The organism is Paenibacillus nuruki (assembly GCF_001721045.1).
In the GTDB taxonomy this organism is placed as follows: domain Bacteria; phylum Bacillota; class Bacilli; order Paenibacillales; family Paenibacillaceae; genus Saccharibacillus; species Saccharibacillus nuruki.
In genome coordinates, this window is record NZ_MDER01000042.1 from 1 (window position 1) to 21,125 (window position 21,125).

The window sequence follows — 21,125 nt, forward strand, 5'->3', positions numbered from 1 at the left end:
CACCAACGCCGGTAGTAACAACACCAACACCAGAGCCAGTAGCAACAACGCCGACACCAGCACCAGTGCAGACGACAACACCGACGCCAGAGCCGGTAGCAACAACGCCGACACCAGCACAGACGACAACACCGACGCCAGAGCCAGTAGCAACAACGCCGACACCAGTACCAGTGCAGACTACACCAACGCCGACGCCGGTAGTAACAACACCGACACCGGAGCCAGTGGCAACAACGCCGACACCAGTACCAGTACAGACTACACCAACGCCGACGCCAGTAGTAACAACACCGACAACGGAGCCAGTACAGACAACTGCACCAACAACCAATACAATCAGTACACCAGTGAGTACAACAACGAATACGACAACCAATAATACAACAACAAGTTCAACATCTGTTAATATTCCAATCACTGTACCTAATGTGATTACAGTCGATACATCTATTCCTTTAGTATCTGCACCGACAACATCAACAACAGCACCGTTGATATCGGTAACCAGTCCATTGTTAACGCCAAAACCATCGACTACTGTTGTCCCGACAACAACATCGACTAGCACAACAACGGCTCCTACAACAAGTACACCTACTAAGAATCTACTTGGACTTTTGAAATAATGGGTAGTCTATGATAGAACAACGTAAAATCCCTTTGGTGCATACGGGATCAGGTCAAGACAGACCTTAATCTTGTAGGAGTATGCAGCAAAGGGATTTATTTGTTTTAAGCTTGAATGACTTGCTGATTCGATTGTCTAGCATGAAGATATAATTTGGCATATGTTCCATGCTGAGCGACTAACTGAGCATGAGTTCCTTGCTCAATAATTTCGCCGTGTTCCATGACCAGAATACGATCGGCATGCATAATCGTAGATAGACGGTGAGCAATTACAATCGTTGTGCGTCCATGAGATACAGTATCTAGCGCTTGTTGAACCAGTTGTTCAGTATGTGAATCTAGATTGGCTGTTGCTTCATCTAGAATCAATACTTTCGGACGGAACACTACGATACGGGCAAATGAAATCAATTGACGCTCACCTGCGGATAATCCACTTCCACGCTCGGATAGACGGGTATCATATTTTAGCGGTAATCGTGTAATCATTTCATGCGCACCTACAAATTTACAAGCTTCAATAACTTGTTCATCACTAATCTGTGGTTGGAACATTCGTACATTATCTATAATCGAACCGGAAAATAAAAACGGTTCTTGTTGAATTAATCCGACTATTCGGTGTAGTGTTTCTTGTGGCATATGTCGTAGATCAATATCATCAATCGTTACAGAGCCTTTATTCACATCGTAGAAACGGTTGAGTAGAGCAATCAATGTACTTTTACCAGCACCTGTTGTCCCAACAACCCCGATCATTTCGCCTGCTTGAATATGCAGATCTAGATGAGGAATCACCGTCTGATCTTGATCATATCCGAATGAAATATGATTGAAATCCACCTTGCCTTTGACTTTGTTTAGATCGACCGTCACTGCTTGTTCAGGTGCAGGATCTTGAATCTGTGGTTGAAGCTTGAGAATGCGCCAGATCCGATCCATTGAGACAGTGGTCGATTGAAATGTATTCCATTGCATCGTAATCTGATTAATCGGTTGAAAAAACTGGCGAATATAACTGATAAAAGCGTATAAAACCCCGACTTCGATCTGCTTATTAAATACAGCCATACCTCCAAGCCAGACCATTAATACGAGTGCAATATTGCCCAAAATATCAAAGGTACGGTTAAAAAATACATTGGATTTTAATTGTTCCACATTAGCTTGCCAGTAATCAGCATTGTATTCATTAAATCGTTTTTTCTGTTCTTTTTCTTGATGGAAAATCTGGATTAAGCCCATGCCCGATAAGTTTTCTGCTGTAAATCCGACTAACTTGGATAAGCGACTACGTGTATATTGATACACCTGTCGTAATTTGCCCCGGAACAAAATCGCTAGTGTGGCAATCACAGGTAACGTAATCATCGAATACCATGCAAGTGTTGTATCCAGACGGAACATAAAGTAAATAATAAACACAAGCATCATACCATCACGAATCAGACTTAATAGTACTTGCGTGAAAAATTGGCTGATCGTCTCAGTATCACTCGATACATTGGTCACCAAGCCACCACTACTAGAGCGATCAAAGAAGCTCATCGGTAATTTGGTAATATGAGCGAATAGATCATTACGAATACTAGCCACAATATGTTGTCCTACATATTGCAACAGATTACTTTGTACATAAGAAAAGATAAAACTAACGACTGCGAGTCCAAGATAAACAGCCGCCATCCCTGTTAAAAAAGGCAAACCATTTTGTCCGGCAGCAATATGATCATCGATCACAATTTTGACCAGATACGGTTGTAACAGATCAGCCGCAATCGCCAGCATCGTGGCAAAGAAGATACCGACAAATGTCCAACGATGTGGACGAGCATACGCTAAAATGGCACGCAGTGCTTCATATCGGATCGGAGCGCTGGTGGATGTACTGGCTTTGGTCGTAGAAGATGTCTGGCTCATGCGCGCAACCCTTCTTCCTGTAATTGATACAAGGATGAATAGATGCCTTGTTGTTGCAACAATTGTTGATGGGTTCCTTGTTGTACAATCGTACCTTCGTCAAGCACGATAATCAGATCAGCATGTTTAACAGCACTGATTCGATGCGAAATAATCAAGTTCGTATATTGATCTCGTTCACGAATTAAGTTGTTCAATATTCCTGTTTCGGTTACAGCATCAACAGCACTCATACTATCATCCAGAATTAGAATCGGCCCTTTTTTGACCAATCCACGAGCAAGACTGGTACGTTGACGTTGCCCACCGGATAAAGTGATACCACGCTCACCTAATTTGGTATCGAACCCTTCTGGAAAATTAGAGATTGGCTCATAGATCATCGCTTGTCGTGCATGATCTTCTACTTTTTCAAGCGGTGTATTCCGATCACTGAACGCAATATTATCTCGAATCGTCGTGCTGAATAAAAATCCATCTTGAGGTACATAAGCGATGCGAGAACGTAGACTTTGCAGTGAAATTTGCCGAATATCAGTGCCACCTAACCAGACCGTATTTTCAGGTGGATCGTAAAGGCGCAATAATAGCTTCACCAGTGTGCTTTTACCAGAACCTGTTTTGCCGACAATGCCTACTGTTTGTCCAGCTTCGATATGCAGGTTAATATCCGATAGGGCATAACGTTCACTGCCCGGATAAGCAAATGATAAATGTTCGATTTTGAGATCAGGGGTAGAAGCGAGCGGTTGCGCATCAGGATGATCTTCGATATCAGGCTTTTCGGCAAGTAAACGATTTACTCGATCCAAAGAAGCGCCTGAACGTTGCATCATATTGATCACGTTACCAATTTGTTGTAAAGGACCTGACATAATGCGTAAATACAAAGTCAAAGCAATAAAGTTACCAATCGTAATCGTACCTTGAATCGTTAGATAACCTCCATATAGTAACGAAATGACTAACGACAATGCACCTAGAAAAGGGACAGCCGCTTGAAATAGAGATGACATTCGTACCAGATGCAACTGATTATCACGAATATGATTGACTGTTGTACCAAATCGCTGACGTGCCGTAGGTTCAATAGCAAAAGTCTTCGTCACTCGAATCCCGCTTAACTGTTCTTCTGCCGATTCTGTCATGACAGCTAACGATTCCTGTACATTTTGCGAGCGTTTGCGAATGCGTGGGCCAAAGTAAATCACTAGAAAAGGAATCCCCACCATCGGAACCACACTCACCAGAATAAGATACAGTGGAATATGACTAAGTAACATCATCACAATACATGATAAAAATAGAAAAATAGCATTGGTGGTCATGGTCACACCATTCGAAATCGATTCACGTACTGAGTTCACATCATTGGTCATCGAGCTTAATAATTTACCTGTACCTTGTTTGGAAAAGTAATATTCACTTAGTGTAGAGAACTTGCTAAAAAGACTTTGACGCATTTCAAATTCGAATTTGCGTCCTAAGCGCATGACTGTGAATTGTCCAGCACCGAAAAAAAGATTATACATAATCCCAATTCCAGCTAATATCAGACTGTATTCAATAATCATTTGATACTGTATTCCACCATTCAGCAGAGCATCTGTAAATTGCCCCAGTACACGGGGAATTGCAGCTTGCCCGATATTAGACAGAATGATCAGACTGACAGCGAGTAGATAATATCGCCAATGCTTTTGGACATAATCAGTTAGAATACTCCGATCTTTCATATTTATATGTTCCTTCTTTCTTAAGCGGTATATCTTTTTACAACCCTTGAACTCTAATTGTTAAACAGTTCAGATAAAATATAATCCATATAGATAAGGTAAAGGGACAGTAGGGAAAGCCACATTCATCTTATGGGTAAGTGTAGCATCAGGATCAAAAAGCAGATCATACCATTCTTGCGCACTATTGAAAGGGTAAGAAGCAGATGGTGTATGTAGTGCATAACCATTGTCTAATTGAACTTTGATATCATGAGCATTCAAAAAGTCGTGCACACCCGTCTGTTCTAAAAGAAGATCATGATCTAATACCAGCAAGGTACCGCCATTTTTCTCAATACTTACAGGAATATTTGCTTTAAGAAATAGATCGATTAATGATTTGTCTTGCCACGGAATACGAACGGTAAGAGAAGAGAGCTGATAATGAGTGATCGCGTCTGCAAATAATGGATAGACCACTTCAGGATCACCACCATATTCAATCACACTACCGATTCGGGATGTTGCAGTATCTTCTTCATGTGGAATAGACAAAATCACAAAACCAGCGACCTGATGATCAGCCGTCTCTGCGACTCGAATATGTTGTTGCTGTTTGTTAATATTAGCCATCGGGTGAGCAGCAATAAACTGCTGTAAATCGCCAAGCCCCCAACGAATATGAGCATATTGTGCTTGAATATGATGAGCAACAGCAAAAATATCCTGTGGTAAAAGATCACGATAACTTAAATGCAAACTAGCATCTGGTAATGTGCTAAAGGAAGCTGTAGATAATTCAAATACACTGATTTGTCCAAAGGGTACGCTTCCTACACGTGTATATAATGAGCGATCTCCTGATATAAATAACACTGAAGCTCCAGCTGAACGTGCATGTTGTCTACACAACTCTAATAGCTGTCCAGCTAATCCTTGCCCGCGATAATCAGGATGAGTGCAGACTGCCCCGATCGAATAGGCGGATACTGTATATGTACCGGATTGAATCTGTACCGGAACCATTCCCATAAAAGAAACCAATACACCTTCCGGTGTAAATGCACCATAAGAGTGACTTATACCTGTCTGAAAAAGAGCAGGGAAAGAGGACTCCATATATCGGTCTCCATCTGCGCAAAATACATCTTCTGCTAACAAAGCGGCTTGCTTCAGTTCATGTGTAAGAACACGTCTAATTTGCATATATTGCCCTCCTCGTGAGAATAATAGAGAAAAAAGTAAGCCGAATAAATGAAAGAATAAGTCGTTTACAGATAGTTCTAGCATACATTAGTTATAGAGCAAATACGATGGTTCACAAGGGGCAATATATTGTAGAAATACAAAAATCTCCAAACCTGAATATATCAGATTTAGAGATCATGATCGTCTGTATATTATAGATAACGTAATGAAGCCGGGCGAATACATACAGCAGATACTTTAAAGCCTGGCATTTTACAATAAGCATCCAGTGTAGGATCAGTAGCTTGATTTACATTTTGGGCACCACCCCAATGCATCGGGACGAATAATGTATCTTCACGAATATGATTTTTGATCCGGCAACGAATAGTAAATGAACCCCGAACCGAAGAGACTTCAACCCAATCGTTATCTTTAATATGATATCGCTTAGCAGTCTGAGAATGAATCTCCATAAAATTCTCTGGTTCGCGCGCTGTTAATGTAGCACTGCGTCGGGTCTGTACCCCTGTTAAATAATGCGCAAGCACACGTCCATTAGTCATCAGCAGAGGATAATCTGAAGAAATCGTATCTTTGGTTGCTACATTAGCAATCGATGTAAATACAGCACGACCATCTGCATGAGCAAACGAATCTGCAAACATCGTAGGTACACCTGAATGATCTAGCGAAGGACAAGGCCAGTATATTCCTTCTTCTCTACGTAGACGATCATAAGTAATACCGTAATAATCAGCAAGACCGCCACGACTGGCTAACCGTAATTCATTAAAGACATCTTCCGCCTGTGCAAAATCAAAACCTGTATGCTGACCAAGTACTCGGGCTAACTCACATAGGATCTGCCAGTCATGTTTACTTTCATATGGAATAGGGCGGGCTGCTTCTCGTAACAGTACCCGACCTTCTAAATTGGTTAATGTACCTGTATTTTCTAAATAGGCAGTAACAGGCAACACGATATCTGCTAATTGCGCAGTCTCTGATAGAAATAAGTCAGCTACAATCAACAAGTCTAACTTTTCTAATCCAGCACGTACCAGTGGAATATTAGGATTAGATACTATAGGATTGGAACCCATTACGAATAAAGTAGTGATCTGTTGTTGATCAATAAGTTCCATCATCTCGTAAGCAGATACTCCTTTATCTGGTAAATCTTCAGGGTCAATATTCCAGACAGAAGAGATATAAGCACGATCTGCTGGATTTTCAATAGAACGATAGCCGGGTAATTGATCTGCTTTCTGTCCGTGTTCTCGTCCACCTTGCCCGTTGCCTTGTCCGGTAACGGCTCCATATCCACAACCAGGTTTACCAATTTTACCTGTTGCTAATACCAGATTTAGAAAATAACGGACAGCTAAATGCCCATCGGTCTGTTGTTCGACGCCACGAGCTGTAAAAATAATACCTGTACTTGCCTGAGCATAGACTTGGGCTGCTTGATAAATCAATGCTACAGGTACATCACAGATGCTAGCTGTCTGTTCTATATCAATACTGCGGACAAGCTCGGCTAACTCCTCGTATCCATTAGTACGCTTTTTAATAAATTCATGATCGATCCAATCTTGTTCTAACATGATTTTGAGCATGGTGTTAGCTAGCAATGCATCTGTACCAGGGCGAATTTGCAAATGAATATCTGCTATTGTAGCCGTTGCAGTCACTCTGGGATCTATAACTATAATCTGTGCTCCATTTTCTTTGGCTTGGTTAAAATAAGGCATTAAGGTAGGCTGACATTCAGCAATATTGGTACCCGCCAGAATAATACATTTAGCTAATGGAATATCGGATAACTGACATGTTAATCCACGATCGATCCCGAATGTTTTACTTCCAGCCGAAGCGGCGGCAGACATACAAAAACGTCCATTATAATCAATATATTTGGTACCTATCGCAACACGGGCGAATTTGCCTAATAGATACGCAGTCTCATTGGTGAGCGAACCTCCACCATAGATACCGATCGAATCTCGTCCAGATTGTTGTATAGACTGTTGTAGACGGTTGGCTATATAATCATTCACTTCTTGCCATGAAGCACGTACAAGCTCTCCTTGACGACGAATAAGTGGATATTTCAATCGTTCACGGTTGAACACATGTTGATGAGCATTCATGCCTTTAATACATAGACGACCTTGTGAAGCCGCATTGGGTGTACCTTCTGCCTGATAAGTCATCAGAGGCAGAGTAGGATGTAATGTTGTAGATTCGGAGGAATGAAGAGTGATTTTACATTGTACGCTGCAAAAAGGACATTGCGTGTGCATCATAAGTTCCGCCTCCTTCACGGTCGTCATTCGAATGAGTAATCGCTTCATTGTAAAATAAAGATAATACCTGTTCTCGCAGTGGAAGTATCCCTGTACGCTCCACCCAATGCCATAACGGTTCGCTGTAATGTGCATCATAACGATACAATTCCAGAGCAATATTCACTACGTACAGTACATCTGAGATATGTTCTACTGTGGTTAATAATGAAGATGCTTGAATAGGATCTGTAGCGCATCCTCCTATACTTATTTCCCAACCTGCTGGTGAATATAATATGCCGATGTCTTGTACTCGTACACTAACAGGGGAATAGATATCAAGGGCTATCGCTATATTGACTGTATGCGGTAGGGGCATCTGTTCTATAGTGGATTGCCATTGTCTGATCTGATGGATCACATCATTAGAATCTGTAACCTGTTGACCAATAGCATCAGAAGAAAGTAAGTTCCGATCTAATAATAGCTGTGCATAAGGTAAGCGATAGGTATCTAGCTGCGCTACAGCATTCGCTGAATACAGATGCTGATAATAATGAATCGTTGTACGGCAAGTGCTACAATCATGATCGTGCAACATGAATGGAGATATCATCTCTGGATTATTGTTCCATATGTTATCTTTGATCTGTTCTTTAAGAGCAGTATGAGTTAACGATGTCGATAAACAGATAGGTACGGTATCAGGATACTCTGGAAGCTCTGTTATTAAAGGAGGATCTATAGCTGTTGTTGGGTCTGTTTGTCCCTGATTACCTGCCAAGCTATAACGCACAAGGGATTCGACGATCGGACGACAACCTCCGCATGAGCCAGATGCTTGGGTATGTTGCTGAACTTCATCTGCTGTCTGTAATCCATGAGTCTGTATCGATTGCAAGATCGTCGCTTTAGTTACTGCATTGCAAGCACAGACTGTAGCGGTATGTTCTAATTTGGCAGTAGCTATATCGGTGGGGCTTTGTGATTGTTGTTCGCTTAATGTAGCCGTAGATTCTAATGGATGAAGATAGGACTCCACAGATGCACCTTGTTTGACCATTTCTAATAATGCAATGCCTTCTGCGGTATCTCCATATAAAATCGCCCCTGTAATTTTGCCTGCAACAGCACTCACTTTTTTGTATGTTTTGCGTACACCATCATATTGCTGAATAACAGGTTCACAATCAGGAGCAGTCGTATCACCGACAGAAAATACAGGTACACCGGATATTTTTAACTGAGAATAAGGGATAGACCCTTGATAACGATAAGGACGTTGCTGACAAATATGCTGGGCAAGCACTTTACCTTGTTCATAGAGTGGAGCGACTAAGCCGTAAGTGATGCCCTGATGTTCTGCACATTCGCCTACAGCATAAATATGTTCAATACTGGTCTGCATATAATCATTGACTACAATGCCACGCTTAACATGTAGCCCTGCATATTCGGCTAAGCGGATATGAGGACGTATACCAACAGCCAGTACAACCAGATCAGCCGCTAACCTATCTCCACTGGCAAAACGTAACCCTTGCGCACGAGTAGTTCCGGTAATTCGAGTCGTATTTTGGTTCAGATGAAATTTCATTCCTTGTTGTTCCAGTTCTTGTTGTAGCAATTGTGCAGAAAGCTGATCCAGTTGTCGATTCATCAAGTATGAAGCATTGTGAATAACATGAGCTTCCATCCCTAAATGAAGCAGACCACGCGCAGCTTCCAGACCGAGTAACCCCCCACCAATTACAGCCGCTTGACGATATTTCTGAGCATAAGTTTTCATTTGTTCGCAATCTTCAACGGTACGGAAAGAAATAACTCCTTTTTTATCAGAACCTTGAATAGGAGGAATAAACGGAATAGAACCTGTAGCAAAAATAAGGGTATCATAAGTCTGTTGTAGACCTGAAGCAGTGGTCAGCGTGCGAGTATCATGATCGACGTGGGTGACTGTTTCGTTAGTATATAAAGTGATCTGTTGTTGTTGATACCATGACCAATCATGCAAAATAATATGTTCAAATGTATGTTCACCCTGTAGTATTTTGGAAAGCAAAATACGATTATAATTGGGATGTTGTTCAGTACCAAAAATCGTAATTTCAAAATCATCAGGGGCTAACTTTAAAATCTCTTCGACACAGCGTACACCTGCCATGCCATTGCCGATAACTACTAATTGTTGTCGCATAACAAGTTCCTCCTTGGTCTCTATTTCAAAGGTGCATCTTTATTTACACAGAAAAAGCCCTTCTCCGTATTCTGGAAAAGGGCATCGTTGCCGTTACATCATCACACTCCATTGTGTGAAATCTTATAGATAAGAGTAATAGATCAATCTTTTAATGTCAATATAATTAACATAAAATAAAAATATTTAGAATTTGAGTTAATTATATTGACATATGAGTCAGTCGTTCATATAATTTGAATCAAATTCACATTTGTGATGACAGCCAATCGCACACTACTCATATTATTTATCTCATGGCACACAATGACGTGTACCATGTAACAACGGCAATGAAGCCGCAACTTGTCCTTTAGCAATATAAGGGCAAATTGCGGCTTTTTTTATGATTACCTATAGAAAAAATAAACACACTGTGGAGAGGATGATACACAATGATGGACAAAAAAAGTTTTTGGCAAAGCGGGCATAAGCCTACATTATTAGGTTCTTTTTTGTACTTTGATATCAGCTTTATGATCTGGGGGATGATTGGGCCGCTTAGTGTAATTATTGCGCTCGATTATCCGATGGATCCTGTACAAAAAGCACAGTTAGTCGCTTTACCGGTTCTAGGTGGTTCGATTTTACGCTTAGTCTTAGGATTCTTGTCTGATTATATTGGTCCCAAATTAACCGCACAGATCGGAATGATCTTAACATTGATTCCACTATTATTAGGCTGGCAATGGGTGCAATCTTTAGAGCAATTGTATGTTGTAGCGATATTGCTAGGGATAGCAGGCGCATCTTTTGCCGCTGCTTTACCACTTGCAGGGCAATGGTATCCTAAAGAACATCAAGGGCTTGCGATGGGGATAGCCGGGGCAGGGAATAGCGGAACCGTTATTGCTACTTTATTTGCTAATCGACTGGCTCAACATTTTGGAAGCTGGGAAATTGTATTTGGAATTGCCATGATTCCGATTATACTTGTTTTTATTTTCTTTACGATTTTTGCTAAAAACAGTCCTAACCGTCCTGAACCTAAAAAGCTATCTCAATATGCTACTGTACTTAAACAACGAGATGCATGGGTATTCTGTGCATTCTACTGTGTGACCTTTGGTGGGTTTGTAGGGCTTGCCAATTACTTAACGATTTTCTTTAATACTCAATATGGATTAACAGCCGTACAAGCGGCAGATATTGCTACTATTTGTGTGATAGCAGGAAGCTTTTTCCGTCCGGTAGGTGGATTTCTGGCAGATCGTATCGGTGGAACCAAGATGTTGATGTATCTATATTCAGGTGCAGGCATCATGTTAGCATGTGTTTCGTTTTTACCACCACTTCCGGTAGTTGTCAGCTTACTCTTTGTCGGTATGATGTGTCTAGGGGCAGGGAATGGATCTGTGTTCCAATTAGTGCCTCAACGATTTGGAAATGAGATTGGTCTAATGACAGGGATTGTAGGTGCGGCAGGTGGATTAGGCGGATACGCATTACCTCTTATTTTGGGCAATCTATACAAAGCGACAGGCTCCTATACATTAGGATTTATTATGCTCAGTATTATTGTGTTATGTTGCTTTAGCTTGCTAGTGATTATGCAGATCAAATGGCGGACAAGCTGGTTAGACCATAACGTTACCAAAACAGCACGTCAGGTAAGCTAATCCTTATCACATCAGTACTTTTGAGCAGAGATTGATACTATTCATCATGCTAAATATGCACTGATAATGTTAAATATGCTATGAAAAAAGCGCAATCTTATGACTCTATTGCAGAGGATAAGATTGTGCTTTTTGTGTATAGGATTATAGGTAGGTGGCTCCTCTTCATTCAGATAAGATAGATAATCCAAAGATCAATTGGTTTAAAATAGTGTGGTTTGAGATGATAAAGAGTATAATAGATAGCATTGATTCAAGATGAAAAGAATATACTTGCTAAGTAGTTAAGTTATAAATCATCTATAATTGATTCTTGCATTACTTGTTCGTAACGTGATTACAAAAGATCATAAAGGGGCGAAGAAAATGAGTGAATTCAAATTAATGTTAGAAAAATATGCAGAACTTGTTGTTAAAGTCGGCGTGAATATTCAGCCAGGACAAGTACTGATCGTACAAGCGCCTTTAGAAACAGTTGACTTAACTCGTCTGATTGTTGGCAAAGCGTATGAAGCAGGGGCGAAGTATGTACAGGTCGATTGGGATGACGAACAGATTACTCGTATTCGTTATGAAAAAGCAACAGACGAGTCATTTGGCTATTATCCACAATGGCATGCTGATATGTTGGAGAAATTCGCTGAAGAAGGCGGAGCGATTTTACATATTAAAGTGCCAGATCCTGAATTGTTCAAAGGAATTGATTCATGGAAAGTATCTACAGCTGTTAAAGCAGCAGCGATCGCTCGTGAAAATTATCAGGGATATACACGGAATAGCCGAATTAGCTGGTCATTGATCAAAGCCCCTACACAAGCTTGGGCGAATAAAGTATTTGCAGATTTGCCAGAAGAAGAACGTGTATCTGCGATGTGGGAAGCAGTATTCCAGATGAATCGTGTCGGTTCAGATAATCCGGTCGCCGCTTGGAGAGATCATATTGATCATTTGAAAAAAAGTCAGGATATTCTCAATGCTAAACGCTATAAAAGCTTACATTACCGTGCACCAGGCACCGATCTACACGTTGTCTTGCCAGAAGGTCATCTATGGCGTGGTGGCGGTGGCGAAAATGAAAAAGGCGTTTACTTTGTTGCCAATATGCCTACAGAAGAAGTGTACAGTATGCCTCACCGTACAGGCGTAAATGGAACAGTGAGAAGCACATTACCACTTAACTTGAACGGTCGTCTGGTTGAAGGAATCGAGCTTACGTTTAAAGACGGCAAAGTGATTGATTATCAAGCGACATCAGGACGTGAACATTTAACTTCTCTTTTGGAAACAGATGAAGGTGCTTCTTATCTAGGAGAAATTGCGTTGGTTCCTTACGATTCACCCATTTCACATTTAAAACGAGTCTTTTATAATACCGGTATTGATGAAAATGCTTCTTGTCACTTTGCGCTAGGTAGTGCGTACCCGACCAATATTGAAGGGGGTACACAAATGACGAAAGAGGAATTACAAAGCAAAGGTGCAAATGTAAGCTTAACTCACGTAGACTTTATGGTAGGATCAGATCAACTGGATATTGACGGAGAATTAGCAGATGGAACGATCGAACCTGTATTTCGTCAAGGAAATTGGGCTTTCTAAGCCCTTTTTCTTTATCTTTTTTTAATATACAGATTTTTGATAGCGTTATCATTTTGAAAAAACGAAAAATTTAGTTCGAAAACAAGTGAAATTAGATGTAAGAAGACTTGTCATGAACTAAAGAATAACGGTAAGATAAGCGTAATTAATCGATCACGACACAATTTCACAATTTTCGACAGAAGGTGGCTGGGTGATGAAAGTATTACTTGTTGATGATGATGTCATAGTATCCCGCGGACTTCGTAATATTATTCCATGGCAAGAATTAGGAGCAGAAGTGATCGGAGAAGCTCGTAATGGCAAAGATGCTTTAGAAATTGCTTTGCGTCTGCATCCTGATCTGATTATTACCGATATCAAAATGCCTATTATGGATGGTCTGGAATTATGTTGTCGTATTCGTGAATTAATGACGGATACAGCAATCGTGTTACTCAGTGCTCATGAAGAATTTGATTATGCTCGTCAGGCGATGCAATACGGAGTAGATACGTATATCGTCAAGCCTATGGGACGCAAAGAAATCAGCCAATTAACCACTTATATTCAAGAAGTCTCCCGTCGCAAAAACGAAAAGCTACATCATTATTCTTCCCTTTTTAATCGTCAATTGGAACTGAACTGTTATGAAGCACTCAAAACAAGTAATCTGCTTTTTTTCAAAGAACTATTTGAACATGAATTAGCGTTATCCACAGCCAGTCATAATGAGATCAAAGAATTATGTATGCGTCTACTCAATATTTTATTTGATTTTTATCAAGGGGTAGGCGGAGATCGAGCGTCTACGTTATTACAATCCAAATCTGCACGTTTTGATGATCTCTATAATCTCAAAACCCGTCATGAAGCGATATCATTTACGTATGATCTGTTCCGTCAGGTCAATGAACTAGCCACCGAGAAGAAGGAAGATCGTCAGCATTCATTAGTGCAATATGTGAAGCAGTATGTACATGACAATATCTACAATGTAAATCTATCACTTGCTGATATTGCTTATCATATGGAGCGTTCACCTGCGTATCTCAGTGCAGTATTTAGTCAAAATACCGGTGTGAAATTAAATGTATATATTACGCAGAAACGCATCGATCAAGCCAGACAGTTGTTACTTGACCCGTCTTTGCCGATCTATAGTATTTCAGAAAAATTGGGTTTTCAAGATCCTCACTATTTTGCCCGTGTATTCAAAAAAGTAGAAAGTATTACACCTTCAGAATATCGAAATCTATATCTGAACCATAGTGTACGTGCTGATGCTGAGGTGAAATAATCGTGTTCAAAAATAAGTCGATGTCTTTTATCCCCAAAGCGAGCATTAAAATCAAAATTGCAGTTTTATTTATCGTGCTGATTACTTTATCTGCACTGTTGTCTAATGGAATACTGTACTTTGTATTTATGAACATTATGCGAGAACAACTGCTGGAAGATCAGCAGAATATTATGCTTCAAAGTCGCAGTAATGTGCAAAATGTAGAGAATAGCATCGATCAGGCGACATACTACTTTTCAACAGACAAAACGATAGCTGATATTCTTAACAAAGCGACATTTGATGATATCGAAAGTTATCGGGATCTTAATACAATCAATCAGCAATTTATCAAGTATCTGGATGTGCCGTTGAGTAATGTGGTCAGTACGTATTCAGCTACTTTTTTCGTCAAAAATACATTTCCTGTTGCCGCAGAATTACCTACGATTCAGTTAGAGCAGTTAAGTAAGTTACCCGGTGGAACAGGCTCTAATCGCTTTTTCAATTCAGATGAAGCGGAAAATGAAGAGTGGTTTAAGCGTACTGTTGAATTAAGTGGTACATTAAATATCTTTTATGCAAATGACGATCGTGACCGTGTTTATTTTGCCAAGCAAGTACGTAATCCCTTAATTCTCAATACCACTAATGAAATGGGTGTTATTGTGATTGCGATTGATACGTCTGAATTTGGTAAGCAGATTGAAGCGTCACGGTTGACACAGGGAACACAATTATTATTAGCAGATCAGAATAATCAAGTCTTATATAGCAATAATCCTACTTTAAAAGGAATGGATATTAGCCGTACACCTGACTTAGCACCTGTGTTGCAGTATACGGATATCGGCGGAACCAGTGATCTTAAGTACAACCAGACACGCTATATTGCAGATACGTATCCGCTTAAATGGGGCTGGAATCTAATCGCCTTAATTCCTTATAGTGATATTACAGATCGACTGTCGATTATTTTCGATATTATCGTGGGAATTACAGTAGCTGTTATTGTAGCAGGAATAAGCTTTACTCTACTCTTGTCCAACAGTATTGCACGTCCGGTGATCAAATTAGCCAATGTAATGAGAAATATCAAAGATGGCTCGACAATGGATGTATTTATTGAGCCACCAGAGCAAGATGAAGTGGGTGTGTTATATCGTCAGTTCAATAATCTTATGAAACGGATCAATGGATTAGTAGACGATGTAATCGAAAGCGGCGAACGAGAACGACAAGCCGAAATGAAAGCTTTGCAAGCTCAGATCAATCCTCATTTTATATACAATACACTTGATTCGATTAATTGGATGGCGCTTAGTAAAAATGAAGATGATATTGTCACCATGGTATCTTCACTGGCTCATATTTTGAGATACAGTATTAAGCAACCCAATGAACAAGTTCCATTACGACAAGAGATCGAGCATGTGCAGAATTACGTCAATATTCAATCTCTTCGTTACGGTGATAATTTTCAAGTGAGTTATGATATAGAACCTGAACTATACGATTATCTATTGCCCAAATTTATTATTCAGCCCTTAATCGAAAATGCGATCCTACATGGCACAGAGCAAATTACAGATCAAGGCAAGATTGTATTACGCGCTTATACAGACGGTATCGTGGTACGAATTATTGTAGAAGATAATGGCCCAGGAACCGATACAGCATTGTTAAATGATTATTTGGATCGAGAGCAAGAAGTATTGCATAGTTCAGATGGAATCGGAATTAGTAATATTCATCAGCGAATTAAGTTGCATTATGAAGATAATATGTTCGGTTTACGCTTTTATTATACAGATAATGTAATGAAATCTGTCATCACTGTTCCGTATAAAGTAAGTAAGAAAACGCTTACCGAAAAAATATCCACCTAATCTAAAGAAAATACGGTACACCTTTCTGACAGCCTGAAGGATAATAAAGATACAAAGTTTGAGCCATTCCAGAAGAAGAATTCTAAAGGAGTGGCTAAAGAATAATCCCTGTACGTTACGATTATAAAAAAGTACATATTATTCTTTAAACAACGGTTTAATAACATTATTTTGCAGTGAAGATGGATAAAGAACGAAAAAGGGGATGGGTCTATGTTACGCAAATCAAAAGCATGGTCTTTAAGTCTAGTCGTGATTATGATGTTATCTATTGTCTTGTCTGCCTGTGGCGGTTCCAAAGAAAGTAACGGAACAACAGCAGATGGTAAGCTCGCTCCTGTCGAATTGATCTTTTATAATTATGCAACGCCGATGAAAGGTCAAGATCGAGTGATGGAGAAAGTGAATGAATATCTGAAGCAGAAGATTAACGCTACGATCAAAGTAGTAACGATGGAAGGCAGTGACTTTGAAACCAAAGTACCTGTGATGTTGGCATCGGGTCAACCTATGGATATCGTATTTACAAGTTCATGGACCAATAACTATTTGTCCAACGTCTCCAAGCAAGCTTTCACACCCTTAACTCCACTACTGGATCAGTACGGACAAGATTTGAAAAAAACAATTCCTGATACCCTGTGGAAAGGGATGACAGTGAACAAAGAATTATATGCTGTACCGATCTACAAAGAAATCGGTCACCAAGTAGGCGTCTTATTCCGTAAAGACCTGGTCGATAAATATAAATTAAATGTAGCAGGTATTCAATCCTGGAAAGACATGGAGCCGATCTTACAGACTTTACATGAAAAAGATCCAAGTATTCTTGCTTTAGATGGTACAGAAGGAATGTATCGCTCTTTCCCTGTCCAACATATGTCTGGTGACTGGAACTTACCGGGTATCATCAATGTAGGCGACAAACCATATTATGCCCGTTCCGACGATAAAATTTTCAATCAATATGATACACCTGAATTTAAAGAGTTCGTGGAAACAGCTTACAAATGGAATCAAGCAGGCTATACACCTAAAGATGTCGATTACCAGAGCGAAAACGATTGGAAAGCAGGCAAAGTGTTTGCCGGTTCTCTACTATATGCTCCCAACTATGTCTACAAACGCAGTGCTCAATTAGGATATGAATTGGATTATCAAAATCTAGGTAAAGGCGTTGTGGAAACCAGTGATGTTCAAGGCGGCGCCTATGCGATCCCTCGTTCATCGAAAAATCCAGAACGTGCCATGATGTTCCTTAACTTGCTATACACTGATCCAACATTAGCGAACTTATTTGTACACGGTATTGAAGGACAAGATTATACTAAAGTCGATGATCAATTTATCAAGCCTGCAAAAGGTGTAGATGCCGCTAATCCAGATTATGACTACGGTTATGGTTGGATGTGGGGAAATGTGAATATGTTCTACTATGATCAATCGTATCCTAAAGATACGTTAGAACAATTCAAAAAGTTCGAAGACAATAACACCCCTGCACCAGCATTAGGATTTAACTTTGATACCACACCGGTACAGACCGAGATTGCTGCGATTAATAATGTGATCAGTGAATATTACAAACCACTAGTCACCGGAACCGTTAATCCAGATGAATATCTTCCTAAATTTATCCAGAAGTTAAAAGATGCTGGTGTAGATAATATGCTTGCTGAAATGCAAACTCAATACGACAGATGGAAATCCCAACAAACCGGTTCCTAATTTCCAAAAGCACCACCAGCAATTCCATACCACACCAAAGGACGGAACCCCCATTCCGTCCTTTTCTTTTTAAACAAATCAAATAATAAATAAAATTTACAGGTATCCCACTTCAAGAACAGAAGTAGTTAATATAGCCAATTTTTTTAAAAGAAACCAAAGATCACGAAATCTCTATATTTTTTAACTAAGATGCTATTCATAATCCTAAACAATCTATCTCAAACTCATGACCTCAAACCATATGCAAATAAATAAAAAGGAACTAAAGCAAAATAACTAAAGTAAAAAATACCAGACTATCACTTATTAATACACTAACAGCCAAAAAGTAATAACTTCTCACCCAAACCAAACCTAAAAAACCTAAATTTAAATCCAAGTTTAAATCAAATCACCATACTAAAAGCAAAACTAAATATTTCTATCTTACATCACTATCATCTTTACCATGTCCTACACTACCCACCCAAGTTGCTAGAAATAAAGGTGAGAAATTCGCACCTAGCACAGAGCGGAGGGGGAGGAGAGGCTATGAAAGAGCGAAGCGCTCGCCTTTGTAAAGAAATCCCGACCGCTAAGCGGTTCATTCGGGGATTTCTTTACACCAGCGACGACAATAGCCACTCTTCCCCCGCAGCGGTGTACACCTAGATGTGCAGAAACTTTCCACTTTATTCCTACCCTGCAACTCCAATTGAAAGGATGATCACACATGACCAACTATAAAAATCCAGCACTTTCAATCGAAGAACGCGTACAAGACTTGCTTGTTCAAATGACATTAGACGAAAAAGTAGGGCAACTGATCCAATTGTTTGGCTGGCGTACTTTTAGCAAAAATGAAGATGGAACCGTTACCCTTACTGAAGAATTCAAAGAAGATATCCGCCAGGGTAAAATTGGTTCATTATATGCGACATTACGTGCCGATCCGTGGACAGAAGTGACACTGGAAACAGGGCTTTCTCCAGCAGAAGGAGCCGCCGCACTCAATGATATCCAGCGCTTTGTGATCGAACATTCCCGATTAGGGATTCCACTGATGTTTGGCGAAGAATGTTCACACGGACATATGGCAATCGGGGCTACGGTATATCCAGTTCCACTGCTTGCCGCAAGTACATGGAACCCTGCCTTGTATCAACAAATGTGTGAAGCGGTAGCGATAGAGACACGTAGTCAGGGCGGAGTAGCGACCTATTCCCCTGTACTCGATATTGTGCGTGATCCACGCTGGGGCAGAACCGAGGAGACATATGGCGAAGATCCTTATCTCGCAGGAGAACTTGCCGCCGCCGCTGTGATTGGTCTACAAGGAAAAGGCTTGGATTCACCAGATACCGTAATCGCCACGTTAAAACATTTTGTCGGTTATGGCGCTTCAGAAGGTGGACGTAACGCCGCACCTGTACATATGGGAATGAAAGAATTGCATGAGATCGATCTGGTTCCTTTCCGCAAAGCGATTGAAGCTGGAGCGATATCGGTCATGACCGCATATAACGAAATTGATGGGGTACCTTGTACATCCAGTGAGTACTTATTAGATGAAGTACTGCGCAAGCAGTGGGGATTTGATGGATTTATTATTACAGATGCAAGCGCTATGAATATGCTAGTGCACGGCTATAATGTCGCGGAGACAGGAGAAAAAGCGACTGCTTTATCGCTACAAGCAGGAATTGATCTGGAAATGTCAGGTTATATGTTTGGCAAATATCTCAAATCCGCATTAGAGCAAGGCATTGCGCAAGAAGCCCATTTGGATCAGGCGGTTAGCCGTCTACTCAAAGTGAAGTTTCAGTTGGGTCTATTTGATCAACCTTATGTTGATCCCGAACGTGCTGCCTGGGTGATCCACAGTCCAGAACATATTGAACTGGCTCGTGAAGTGGCGAGACAAGGGATTATTTTGCTCAAAAATAAAAATGAAGCGTTACCTTTACAACCAACATCTACTGGAAAAATTGCAGTGATTGGACCCAATGCCAATAAACCATATAACCAATTAGGTGATTACACTTCACCTCAACCCGCAGGCAAAGTGATTACGGTGTTAGAAGGGATTCGCCAGAAGCTCGGTGTAGACAGCGATCAACTGCTATATGCTCCAGGGTGTCGGATCAAAGACGAGTCACAGGAAGGATTCGAGCTTGCGTTAGAGACTGCCAAGCAAGCAGAGACCGTAATTCTGGTATTAGGTGGATCAAGTGCACGCGATTTTGGCGAAGGAACGATAGATTTACGAACAGGGCAATCACTAGTTCATGATTCGGAAGAAAGCGATATGGAATGTGGAGAAGGTATCGACCGCTCTAATCTGAATTTGACAGGAGTACAGCTTGAATTATGTCAGCAGATCTATGCCCTTGGCAAAAAGTTAATTGTAATTTATATCAATGGACGACCTGTAGCGGAACCGTGGATTGATGAACATGTAGATGCGATTATCGAAGCATGGTATCCAGGGCAAGAAGGCGGTCATGCTTTAGCAGAGATTTTGTATGGCGAAGTGAATCCTTCCGGTCGGCTGACTATATCTGTTCCTAGACATGTTGGACAGTTGCCTGTTTATTACAACAGTAAGCGGACACGTGGGAAACGTTATTTGGAAATGGATTTGCAACCAGCTTATGCTTTTGGACATGGACTCAGCTATACCACTTTTGCATACAGTTTACCTGTAGTAAGTCCTGCTGAGATTGCGCGTGATGAACATACTCAAGTGAGTGTAGAGATCACCAATACAGGGCAAGTCGCAGGTTGGGAAGTGGCTCAATTGTATTTGACGGATCTATTCGCTTCTGTCACTCGTCCAGAAAAAGAACTGAAAGGATTCCAAAAAGTCTTTTTACAACCTGGCGAGACACAGACTGTGACGTTCACACTCACACCAGAACATTTGGAATTAGTCACTGCTCAATTGGATCGTATTGTCGAACCCGGCGAGTTCCATTTACAAATTGGTAGCAATTCGGTTGAAGGTCAGGTCGTGACGTTGACGGTTCGGTAATCTCTAAGGGATATGAAATGAATA

The 21,125-nt window shown here is 40.5% G+C and carries 11 protein-coding genes and 1 pseudogene; 7 read left to right on the plus strand and 5 right to left on the minus strand.

Annotated elements, in window-relative coordinates; all coding sequences use genetic code 11:
• Positions 1-629: pseudogene (locus tag PTI45_RS24150) on the plus strand (hypothetical protein); the annotation flags it as partial.
• Between the two features lie 106 nt (positions 630-735).
• Here PTI45_RS24150 and PTI45_RS12030 read toward each other — a convergent pair.
• The 5 genes from PTI45_RS12030 to PTI45_RS12050 form a co-directional block, all read right to left on the minus strand.
• The gene (locus PTI45_RS12030; RefSeq protein ID WP_069327834.1) at positions 736-2,553 is read right to left on the minus strand and encodes an ABC transporter ATP-binding protein; all 1,818 of its coding nucleotides are present in this window, start codon (positions 2,551-2,553) and stop codon (positions 736-738) included.
• Positions 2,550-4,289, minus strand: coding sequence for an ABC transporter ATP-binding protein (locus tag PTI45_RS12035; RefSeq protein ID WP_069327835.1), 1,740 nt, complete (start codon positions 4,287-4,289; stop codon positions 2,550-2,552). The genes PTI45_RS12030 and PTI45_RS12035 overlap by 4 nt, the downstream gene beginning before the upstream one ends.
• A gap of 69 nt (positions 4,290-4,358) precedes the next feature.
• The gene (locus PTI45_RS12040; RefSeq protein WP_069327836.1) at positions 4,359-5,477 is read right to left on the minus strand and encodes a GNAT family N-acetyltransferase; all 1,119 of its coding nucleotides are present in this window, start codon (positions 5,475-5,477) and stop codon (positions 4,359-4,361) included.
• A 194-nt stretch (positions 5,478-5,671) separates the two neighbouring features.
• Entirely contained in the window at positions 5,672-7,771 is a 2,100-nt protein-coding gene (nasC, locus tag PTI45_RS12045) for an assimilatory nitrate reductase catalytic subunit NasC (RefSeq protein ID WP_083243498.1), read from the minus strand.
• The gene (locus PTI45_RS12050) at positions 7,731-9,950 is read right to left on the minus strand and encodes an FAD-dependent oxidoreductase (protein WP_069327838.1); all 2,220 of its coding nucleotides are present in this window, start codon (positions 9,948-9,950) and stop codon (positions 7,731-7,733) included. The genes nasC and PTI45_RS12050 overlap by 41 nt, the downstream gene beginning before the upstream one ends.
• Positions 9,951-10,387: 437 nt before the next feature.
• On the opposite strand from PTI45_RS12050, the gene PTI45_RS12055 reads away from it, so the two are divergent.
• The 6 genes from PTI45_RS12055 (at position 10,388) to PTI45_RS12080 (ending at position 21,101) form a co-directional block, all read left to right on the plus strand.
• The gene (locus tag PTI45_RS12055) at positions 10,388-11,608 is read left to right on the plus strand and encodes a nitrate/nitrite transporter (protein ID WP_069327860.1); all 1,221 of its coding nucleotides are present in this window, start codon (positions 10,388-10,390) and stop codon (positions 11,606-11,608) included.
• Positions 11,609-11,974: 366 nt separating this feature from the next.
• Complete coding sequence (locus PTI45_RS12060; RefSeq protein ID WP_069327839.1) at positions 11,975-13,207, plus strand: aminopeptidase; 1,233 nt, start codon at positions 11,975-11,977, stop codon at positions 13,205-13,207.
• A gap of 196 nt (positions 13,208-13,403) precedes the next feature.
• On the plus strand, positions 13,404-14,486 hold the full coding sequence (locus PTI45_RS12065; RefSeq protein ID WP_069327840.1) for a response regulator: 1,083 nt from the start codon (positions 13,404-13,406) through the stop codon (positions 14,484-14,486).
• Between the two features lie 2 nt (positions 14,487-14,488).
• On the plus strand, positions 14,489-16,357 hold the full coding sequence (locus PTI45_RS12070; protein ID WP_069327841.1) for a cache domain-containing sensor histidine kinase: 1,869 nt from the start codon (positions 14,489-14,491) through the stop codon (positions 16,355-16,357).
• A gap of 213 nt (positions 16,358-16,570) precedes the next feature.
• Positions 16,571-18,085, plus strand: a complete 1,515-nt coding sequence (locus PTI45_RS12075) for an ABC transporter substrate-binding protein (protein ID WP_069327842.1) — start codon at positions 16,571-16,573, stop codon at positions 18,083-18,085.
• Between the two features lie 715 nt (positions 18,086-18,800).
• On the plus strand, positions 18,801-21,101 hold the full coding sequence (locus PTI45_RS12080; RefSeq protein WP_069327843.1) for a glycoside hydrolase family 3 N-terminal domain-containing protein: 2,301 nt from the start codon (positions 18,801-18,803) through the stop codon (positions 21,099-21,101).
• Positions 21,102-21,125: the final 24 nt, after the last annotated feature.

Excerpts from the sequence above, each read along its gene's own strand:
- PTI45_RS12030 (WP_069327834.1), bottom strand. The coding sequence starts at position 2,553 with ATGAGCCAGACATCTTCTACGACCAAAGCCAGTACATCCACCAGCGCT.
- PTI45_RS12060 (WP_069327839.1), top strand. The coding sequence starts at position 11,975 with ATGAGTGAATTCAAATTAATGTTAGAAAAATATGCAGAACTTGTTGTT.
- PTI45_RS12050 (WP_069327838.1), bottom strand. The coding sequence starts at position 9,950 with ATGCGACAACAATTAGTAGTTATCGGCAATGGCATGGCAGGTGTACGC.
- nasC (WP_083243498.1), bottom strand. The coding sequence starts at position 7,771 with ATGATGCACACGCAATGTCCTTTTTGCAGCGTACAATGTAAAATCACT.
- PTI45_RS12075 (WP_069327842.1), top strand. The coding sequence starts at position 16,571 with ATGTTACGCAAATCAAAAGCATGGTCTTTAAGTCTAGTCGTGATTATG.
- PTI45_RS12080 (WP_069327843.1), top strand. The coding sequence starts at position 18,801 with ATGACCAACTATAAAAATCCAGCACTTTCAATCGAAGAACGCGTACAA.
- PTI45_RS12035 (WP_069327835.1), bottom strand. The coding sequence starts at position 4,289 with ATGAAAGATCGGAGTATTCTAACTGATTATGTCCAAAAGCATTGGCGA.
- PTI45_RS12065 (WP_069327840.1), top strand. The coding sequence starts at position 13,404 with ATGAAAGTATTACTTGTTGATGATGATGTCATAGTATCCCGCGGACTT.
- PTI45_RS12040 (WP_069327836.1), bottom strand. The coding sequence starts at position 5,477 with ATGCAAATTAGACGTGTTCTTACACATGAACTGAAGCAAGCCGCTTTG.
- PTI45_RS12055 (WP_069327860.1), top strand. The coding sequence starts at position 10,388 with ATGGACAAAAAAAGTTTTTGGCAAAGCGGGCATAAGCCTACATTATTA.